Source organism: Hymenobacter sediminis (assembly GCF_003231285.1).
In the GTDB taxonomy this organism is placed as follows: domain Bacteria; phylum Bacteroidota; class Bacteroidia; order Cytophagales; family Hymenobacteraceae; genus Hymenobacter; species Hymenobacter sediminis.
This window is the reverse complement of the sequence record NZ_QKNS01000068.1, coordinates 1-264: the sequence shown is the minus strand read 5'-3', so window position 1 is coordinate 264 and position 264 is coordinate 1. Positions and strand designations below refer to the sequence as shown.

Genomic DNA, 264 nt, shown 5'->3' with positions numbered 1-264 from the left:
AATGTGTACGGGGCGATGAACGTGACGCGCGCCGTGCTGGCCCATTGTCGGGAACGCAGGCAGGGACTTGTTCTGACCACTACCTCCGTGGGAGGACATATGGCCTTCCCGCTCTACAGCGTCTACAACGCCACGAAATTCGCCGTGGAGGGCTTCATGGCAGGGTTGCAATACCCAGTGCACCAGTTCAACTTTCAGGTGCGCACCATCGTGCCGGGCACGGTGCGCGCCGACTTCACGGCCGCCATCCAGTACGTACCGGCC

The 264-nt window shown here is 62.1% G+C and carries 1 protein-coding gene; it reads left to right on the top strand.

Going from position 1 to position 264, the window contains the following annotated elements; all coding sequences use genetic code 11:
- Window positions 1-3 precede the first annotated feature (3 nt).
- Window positions 4-264: SDR family NAD(P)-dependent oxidoreductase (locus DNI29_RS25430; RefSeq protein ID WP_369073980.1), on the top strand; the 261-nt coding region annotated here is incomplete at its 3' end.